The sequence below is a fragment of the Curvivirga sp. genome, assembly GCF_965219885.1.
Classification (GTDB): Bacteria; Pseudomonadota; Alphaproteobacteria; order UBA8366; family Aestuariispiraceae; genus Curvivirga.
Genome location: NZ_CBDCOT010000001.1, coordinates 1 through 9,121 on the forward strand (window position 1 = coordinate 1; position 9,121 = coordinate 9,121).

Genomic DNA, 9,121 nt, shown 5'->3' on the forward strand with positions numbered 1-9,121 from the left:
ATTTGGTTTATTTGAGTTTAGTACTGAATGAGTCATTTATTTATGTATCCTTTGTCTATTCAACTTCATACATACTTATTATATATTTTCTTTAATATGATCAAATAATCCCAATGTATCCATCTGGTCAGATTATATTATGTACTAATGGATATTTGAGGTATTTAACAATCTATTTAATATTTTGGCTCATTGAACCTGTTTAACCATAGGATTTATTGAGTCATTTCTTTTTGTTGTCTATTGTCTGTTCTGAGACATTTGGTCTGTTTAGTTACTGAACCAAATGGATTTATCAGTTCAGCTAATAGATTTCATATATAATATCTGTTTACCGATATTTGATTAAGTAACTGGTTATTTTCTAGAATTCTAATTTTCTCATGTATTTCCTTACATATACATATTGATGTTTCTTATTCTTGATGATAATGATTGTTTTTGAATTTTGTGGATTTTTCCAAAAAACTTAAATTTATTACTTTTTTTATTACCCTAGCAACAAGGGGTTTATTACCCTGGCAACAATGGGTTTCCTTAGTAACAAGGGGTTTCCCTAGTAACAAGGGGTTTACCTCCTTGACAACAAAGGGTTTCTCGTTAGTCACTATCTCTTTCATCTCTGTTTCTTTGTTTCAATCAGATAGAGAATTGTTCACTTTCTATCTCCTTGGTAACCACAACTTAGATTAATTTCTGAGGTGTGATGAGATCACATTTTCATTCTAGTGTTTTGACTTTTGGTTCTTGGGTCTATTATATTGGTATTTAGATTTGATTTTGATATTTTAGAGAATATTGGTTTTCAATTTTTCTAAAATATTTAATAATTTATCAGATTGGTTAGGGGAATCAATTTGGCTTCATTTGTGTCCCTAACCCATTATATTTAGTATTTTCATTAACTTACCGAAAATGTTGTCTGATCAATTTTGATCATTCCATTTTCGCTTTTTATTGTTTTGTCATCATTATTTTCAAATTTTATTGTCTGTGTCGTCGGCACTATATTTAGATATATTTTGATCCTCTATTGTAGTTTTCCGGATATTGTACTGTTCTCTCATATTGTATTTCAATGTGTTCTGAACAGTTTCCGGCCTTGTAAACTACAAAAATAATCATTTATATATCATGCACTGTTGCCGGTGATATATATAATAAAATTTTTCATACTTTTTCTACGGGCAATAATTTCCCGAAAATTTTAATGTTGTTTATTTCTTTGTTCATTTTCGGGGTTTAAATTATCGTTACTTATTTACCATTTTTGATCATATTTTATTGTTTTTGGTTTTTGGTATCCCAAAAGCAATAAATTATTTGGGGGGTGCGTGTGTGTGTGTTATATCTGTGATAATTATATTTGTCTTGTCTTTGGGAACACACACACATTTTTAATTCCGTTGTTTAATTTTCAAGTATTTCACAAAATTTAGGGAAGAAGCTCGGCTGGGATTAGTTCTTGTAACTGAGAGTTGTTATCTTTAGGCCTTTGTTTATTTTTCCTTCAACTCTTTTAAATTTGTTCGGATATTTATCCGAACCAATCCGTTTCGTAAATTTGAGAACTTAATCTTGACAATCATTTATCATCATCTTTTTCATTATCATTCAGTTTATTTTTCTTAAATTGTATTTTCATTCATTTTGTGCATCAATATTGTAACATTGTATTATGGCTACTTCATTTATCAAAAGCTTCATGGAGGCGGTGAATCCGGCCGCAGCCAAAGCTGCCAAAAAGGCTCAAAATCCTCGAGACCCTAGGGCTGAAGAGGATAGGCAGTCTAGAATGGCTTCCAATGCGTTGCTGGATGCTACCTCCAGAGAGGCTTTAGAAGAGCGGCCAGCTGGTACTGAGGTGGTTATCATTCCTCAGACGGACATGGGACATTTGGATGAAGTTGAAACTGTGGAGATCCCGGCTGACCAAGTCGCCCCTGAGGATTTACCACAGCGTGTAATCATTCGAAGACGTATTCCCATCGAATCTGATGAAGAGGATGTCACCGATCCTGACCACCTGACGACCATCGATGAGACAGGTTCTGGAACCGGTGACATCGCTGACGATGCCAAATTTTTCCAAGATGCTGCTACAGAGTATCAGCTAGCTTACCAAGAATTGGATAAGAAATACTCTGAGCAGGCCGTGTTAGTTCAAGAGGCGTCTGAGGCTCTTAGAACCTCAGAAAGCCACACAAAAGAACTACGCAAGGAGTTAGACGCCCTGAAAAAGGATCGTGACTCTGACATCCAGATGGCTGTCGGGGGAGCGGTGCTTCAATTTGAACAGCGTCTTTCAGAAGAGCAGTCCCGAGCTCAGGAGCAACAAACAATCATTGCTGAGCTTCAGGGACAGATCCAGGCTCTCCAGGAATCAATTACCAGCCAGAGAGACTTACCTTCAGTACCTTCAGAGGGTGTATCCCAGGAAGGTAATAATCTGAGGGAAGGTGTCTTTAATTATGTTCCTGGCACTGTTAACACCCGAAGAGGTGCCGCAGTGTACGAGTCACCAGATCAAGCATATTCCTTCCAAAAGCACGTCCGATTCGGGGACAGGTTAACCAAGCCTGATCTGGAGTCGGACGCTGCAGAATCTGGCATCAACCCTAATGTACCGGCAACCAATTCAACACAAATGCCTGTTCGTTCATCGACCCCGTACCGCGGAGTTTCTGAGGGGCCGATGAATAGGACATTCGACGTGAGTGGTATTTCGCCAAACCAACTTGGTACCGCTCATGACGCAGCCACGATAGCAGCTGAGGTTTCAGCTGCAGCTGCGGCACAGGCGTCGAAAGAGTTCCGGCGTATGCGGGAACCGAAAATTACCAAGTTGCGCGGCGGATATTCCGCTGACGCCGAATTGGTATTTAGATCATGGCGGGCGGACATACTCGCCAACATACACGACAGAGAGCTGGATAACAAGTCCGCCATCCAGCTCATCAAGGAACAGACTCTTGACAACGCCCGTCGCGAGGTCGAATTTCAATTAGACCTTTGCGGCGGCGTGATTACATACAAAGATCTGCTGAAACACTTGAGCGTCGCCTTCCAAGGAGGCGACGACGAGGCGAACCTTTTGGCGGAATTCTATAGCCGTGCGCAGAAATCGAAGGAGACCGAAGAAGCCTTTGCGGACGAACTCCAAATCTTGGCCCGCAAGGTAATAATCAAAAAACCTGACTTTAGGGTTAATTTGGATACTACCCTAAAGCAGCGTTATGCGAGTCAGTTATTGGATCGAAACAGCGCGTCCATAGCTAAGACTCTTTTGGTCCAAATGTCGAAGTGCTCCTTCACAGAGTTTAGGAATGAGTTGGCCCGAGTACTAGATACTCGACGCAAAGCTATCGCCAAGGCCAGCTTAAAACCAGTCACCACAAAATCTGTAGAAGCCGAAGAAGAAGAAGACCAAGAAGCGGATGCGCCTCCATCATCTATCAAATCTTCGAATAAACCTTCAACATCTAACATTAAGAAGGACAAGAAGATTCATGCACAATCCGCCCAAATTAAGGATCTTCGGCAAAAGTTAGATCAGGCAGTGGCTGAAAATTCCCAAATTAGGGAGTTACTTTCCCCAGCCACACTGACCACGGCATTTTCCAATGCACTTTCTGCCACAAAGACTAGGTTCACTAGTCAGTCTGGCAGAAGGTCGACCAGTCAGAATTCGAATCAACAATACACGCCGAAGCCCTTTTTAGGGAAACCTCGTCCTTCTCAGTTGGCAGCGGGTAAGGATGGAAATATTGATCCAGATCAGTCCTGTCGTTACTGCAAAGACACCGGGCATCTGCTTGAAAATTGTCTCAGGCTTGATGCTCGGAACAAGTTCATTGCAGATCAAGAGAAGAAACAGGAGGAAGGTTTAAACTTGTAACTCCTGCTCCCCAGGGTCGAGGAGTCAGGGGAGGGGTTAAGTTGGACCCGCCTTCCTTATCTAAATTTGAGGATCGATTTGAACAGATCGTGAAAACCTTAAAGAGCTGCGCCGTGTCTAATGAAACCAAACAGCGTATTTTGAAAAGGGCAGTCTCACAATGTCCGTCCATTACCATGGAATTCTTGGGTTTAAAAGTTCCATCTTTGTTGGACTCAGGATCCATGGTGACGCTCATTCGTGAGGCGTATTTTAACAAATACATTTTGCCGATATTACGCGGAACAGCGGAAGAATTGGCAGAAGCACATTCTTTGTTTCGCCTTTCTGCCGCTAACAATCAAGAAATGCCGGTCACAAGATATTTTGAGGCCGACGTTTCTATTCTTGGTTTCAGAATACCATCTGTTGGGTTTCTAGTGGTCAAGGATCCTAGTACAGTTCTTGAATCCCAATATAGTACCCGTACTCCCGGAGTTATCGGATGTAATCTGATCCGGCTCGGGTACGAGGAATTCGGGAAGGTATTTGGATTTGAAGCCTTTGAAACCTTTCGGTGCCCAGAAGAGGTTCATCCTCTGATCTTCGCCCAAATGTGTACTCTGTATCACCAGAGCAAAGGTCAGAGTATTCAGAATGATTCTCATACTTCTAATAGTGAAATTCAGGCCACAACTTCAAATATCAACTGCAATTCAGTACCCAAGGATCTTGATCCTCAGGATACAATTCTTGGACAGGTGTGGATTGGCGATCCACGCAAGGTTATTTGTATCCCTGCCAATTCGGTGAAAGTCGTAGAAGGCAAGACTTCCAAGAAAGCCAGGCGACTTTCCTGCATGATTGAGGCAAGATCCCAAAATAATCTACCGCTGGGGGTCGTGGTCAACCGTACCGCAGTCACTCCCAGCAAATCAAATAAAGTACCAGTTACCCTCGTCAATACTAATTCCTACAATGTCTGGATCAAACAACAGTTACTAGCAGCAGACATTGTAGAGGTAGATCATTGTCCATGGGACTATCATTCCATCATGTCCCGTGATGCTAATAATGTTCAAGTTCTGTTCCAACCTGTACCTACTCCGGATGTACAGGCAGACATATTTTCTGTCAATTCTACTCAGACAGAAGAGAAAGCCGGAGACAGGAATTCGACTGAAGGAATTGAACAGAAGGAAAGGCCTAAGTTTGGGCCTAGACCTAAGTTCAATTCCAAGAAATTTGATTTTGATAAGGAACTGGCGCGACTCCCTTTTCCGGTTAATTTCGGAGGAGTGGAATTGTCGCTATCACAGCAGAAACGATTCCTTGAGCTCGTTTACGATCATCAAGGCGTATTCTCTTTATGCGACGAGGATTTAGGTCTTTGTGACCGCCTCAAGCATACAATACCAACAACGACCACGAAACCTGTTTACTTACCGCACCGTACGATTCCAGTGCAGTTGCAAACTGAAGTGCGCAAATGCCTGGATACATGGCTCAAACAAGGGATTATACGCCCATCCAGAAGCCCGTACGCGTCACAAGTGGTTATCGTGCGAAAGAAAACTGGTGAGATACGTCTCTGCATTGATTTTAGAGCTCTCAATGCCGTAACTGTCCGTGATTCTTTTCCTTTACCACGCATTGAGGAAGCATTGCAGGCTGTAAAGTCAGCAATGTGTTTTACCTCAATAGATTTGGCACAAGGGTACCTACAATTGGCTATGGATGAGGCTGACATCCATAAAACAGCATTCCGTGCAGGCTCGTCTGGCCTCTATGAGTTTACTCGTATGCCATTCGGACTGTCCAATGCGGGAGCTAGTTTCTGTCGCCTCATGGAGATGTGTCTTGGTGACCAACAATATCTCACACTCTTGTTTTATCTTGACGACATCTGCATTTTTAGCAGCTCTGTCGATGAGATGTTAAATAGGATTGAGATGGTATTGGAACGTCTCCAAGACTTTAATCTCAAAATCAAGCCGAAGAAAAGTTTCTTTTTCCAGTCCAAGGTACTATTTTTAGGCCATATACTATCCAAAGATGGGATTTCTCCAAATCCCGACAAAATTCAGAAGGTAAAGGATTGGCCAGTTCCGACCAACGCAAAGGAGGTTCACTCGTTTTTGGGGTTAGCATCCTACTATCGTCGATTTGTTCCACAATTCGCGAAGTGGGCTAATCCATTGCATGACTTAATTCGTCCTGTAGCTACGAAGAAAAGTCGTCCAAGGATTAGGCTACCTCCATTACAACAGAACCTCCCGAAATTCGAATGGACAGAGCTACATAATGACTCATTTGAAAAGCTGAAATTGGCATTAACATCAGCGCCAATTTTAGCTTATCCGAATTATAGCAAACCATTCCTTCTTGAGACGGATGCATCTCTCAAGGGCTTAGGAGCTGTCCTTTCGCAAGAGGACGACAACGGCAAGATGCGTGTTATTTCGTATGCAAGTCGCACGTTGAAACCGTACGAGAAATCTATGCGAAATTACAGTTCTGCAAAGCTAGAGTTGCTCGCCTTAAAGTGGTCTGTGTGCGAGAAATTCAGGGACTATTTGATAGGCAGTAAATTTACTGTTCTAACTGACAATAATCCCTTGACCTATGTGCGCACATCACGATTGGGCGCGTCTCAGATCAGATGGCTTTCGGATCTCGCGTTGTTCGACTTCGACATCAAGTACAGGGCGGGAAAATCCAATCAGGCAGCTGATGCTTTAAGTCGGCGGCCTGCAAATCCCGATTCAACATCGGAGTCTTCAGACGATGAGGAAGAATGGGAAGCAATTTCTTATCAAATGGTTTCCCAAATCCTCGATAATTGTCTAGATTCTACTAAAATTCCCTGTAAGATCAAACACGAAGTCCAGGTAAGCACCGCAGATGTGAGTGAGGCTAATTCCTCCATTGGCATTAGAACTCCAAGTGTTGTAGACATCCAACTGAATCAGGTGAAACTCTTCCACTCCATATCTCCATCTAAGATGGCAGAGTTGCAGAAGAGGTGTAACCAATTATCAGTGGTTTACGAGTACGTTGCCAATAATATTAAGCCCAAACTGTCAGAGATACACCGTATTAGGTCGAAGCCTATTAGGCGACTACTTTTACAGTATGACCGACTATCATTAATACGGGGTGTCCTGCATCGCCGAACATTTATGGACGACGATGAAATTCAACAGTTAGTTTTGCCACTCTCACTACGCAATTCCGTGCTTCAATCCCTCCATGATGACAATGGTCATCAAGGAGCACAACGTGTTACCGAATTATTACGTTCAAAGGTGTACTGGCCCACAATGTTCGTCGACACTGACCGTTGGCTTGCCCAATGTGAACAGTGCCATATTGCCAAAGGTGACTATACAGAGCCCAGAACTCAACAAGGCACTTTAACAGCTAATCAGCCACTTGAGTTGCTCTGTATAGACTTCACCAAAGCTGATCCTTCGAAAGGTGGAAAAGAGAATATTCTAATTCTCACTGATGCCTTTTCGAAGTATAGTCAAGCCTTTGTTACTACCAGTCAGAAGGCTAACATAGTTGCCAAATTATTAGTAGAGAAATGGTTTAATGTTTTTGGAGTTCCAGCCCGGATCCACAGTGATCAGGGACGGTCCTTCGATAATGAGATCATTTCTCATCTTTGTAAAATGTATGGCATTCGCCAATCAACAACAACGCCATACAATCCCAGAGGCAACGCAATATGTGAGCGATTCAACAGGACCTTATTTGGCCTTATGAGGACTTTGACCAAGGAGCAGAAACCAAATTGGCCTACTTATGTGCCTTCTTTGGTCTATGCTTACAATTCGACTCCTCATTCATCAACAGGATTTCAGCCATACGAACTTATGTTCGGGCGCAAGGCTCCAACGCCTTGTGATGATTGGCTAGGCCTGTCGCATTATAAGTCTGATAGCTTTAAGACCAAGACTGTTTGGTTAAAGCAACAGCTTGATGCGATGATGTTCGCCAATAAACAAGCTTTAAAGTACATTAAGAAGAGCAATAAACGTAATCAGAGCCAGATTTCCGGTAAGGAGTTGGTTATACCAATAGGCAACCACGTTCTGTTGCGAAACCATCCCGAAGGGAGAAACAAGATTCAGGACAAGTTTAAGTCTGATGTTTATTATGTTTCTGACCATCATAAAGAGCCTAACGTGTATTACATAAAGCGGCTAGGCGCCGATAAATACACACCGCATAAGGTGGTAAACAGACGTCAGCTCTTCGACTTGAAGAGATCAGTACCTCCCTCTGCTAACAGTAGAGATGGCTTTGCATCAGTTCCGTCGTACCTACATCACAATAGAGATTTTGGATATTCATCAGATGATGATTCAAATTTAGATTATTCCACAGATTTTGACAGTGCCAAGGGCACTGCTACGCATCACTACAATACAAGAGCGAAACGTAAGGCAGCCGCACCGGTTAGGCCTGTGGCGGCAGAAACAACCATTACCTGTTTATAAATTGTTTATCCACAAGGTGGAAACAATTTCTTTAATGTTGTTTCTTATGTTGTTTAACTATTGTATTGCGCGCCGAATCAGCTAGTGCACATTGATTTTCACATTTTTGCTGAAATTGCCATTATAATTGTAAGTCCAAGGTCCCCTGTGGTTAGGTGGTTATAGGGGATAGGGGTGCTCTCTGGTGTTCAGTCTGTTAGTCGTGATTGACCGATTCGCCTAATGGGAGATGAGTATTTGGTCCACATTTTGGGGAAGTTGTGTTCCATCCGGTTAAATCCGGTTTATTCCGGTTTATTCCGGTAGGTTTCCTATGGGTTTGGACTGGAATATCTGGTTTAACTGGGACCATCAGCCCCTGTTGTGTACCATTCACTCTAGCCTCCTGATCCGGACGAAGGAAGTCTTACAGGGTGTCTCTGGTGGAGCCTTAGGGGTGGTGAGGTAACAAACATGCGCCACATATCCAGGGGTAGGTGTGAGCCATGATGGCGGCCCCAGTCCTATGTTTGGGTGACCTGGAGGGCATCAGAATCTCTGGAGTTCTCTCGTTTTAGTTTCAGACATTCCAGGAGTTCCTGTACTGCTTTAGGTGACCTGTGGGTGGTCTGAAGGTGGTCTGGATGTACCTGGGGTGCCTGGACGTAACTGGAGGAGTCTGGACGTCCTAGGGCGTGTCTGAACGTTTCCAGGTCATTTGGGCATAGGCTAGTGCTGCTGGCCAACCCTGTAAGCA

2 protein-coding genes are annotated in these 9,121 nt (G+C 42.9%); both read left to right on the forward strand.

The window, feature by feature from the left end:
• Positions 1-1,795: 1,795 nt before the first annotated feature.
• A complete protein-coding gene (locus tag ACOQOA_RS00005) occupies positions 1,796-3,898 on the forward strand; it encodes a hypothetical protein (protein ID WP_420546649.1) in 2,103 nt (700 codons plus the stop codon).
• 41 nt (positions 3,899-3,939) lie between these two features.
• The gene (locus ACOQOA_RS00010; protein ID WP_420546650.1) at positions 3,940-8,385 is read left to right on the forward strand and encodes an RNase H-like domain-containing protein; all 4,446 of its coding nucleotides are present in this window, start codon (positions 3,940-3,942) and stop codon (positions 8,383-8,385) included.
• Positions 8,386-9,121 lie beyond the last annotated feature (736 nt).

Bases quoted from the DNA above. Each gene is read 5' to 3' on its own strand.
- ACOQOA_RS00005 (WP_420546649.1), top strand. From the start codon at position 1,796: ATGGCTTCCAATGCGTTGCTGGATGCTACCTCCAGAGAGGCTTTAGAA.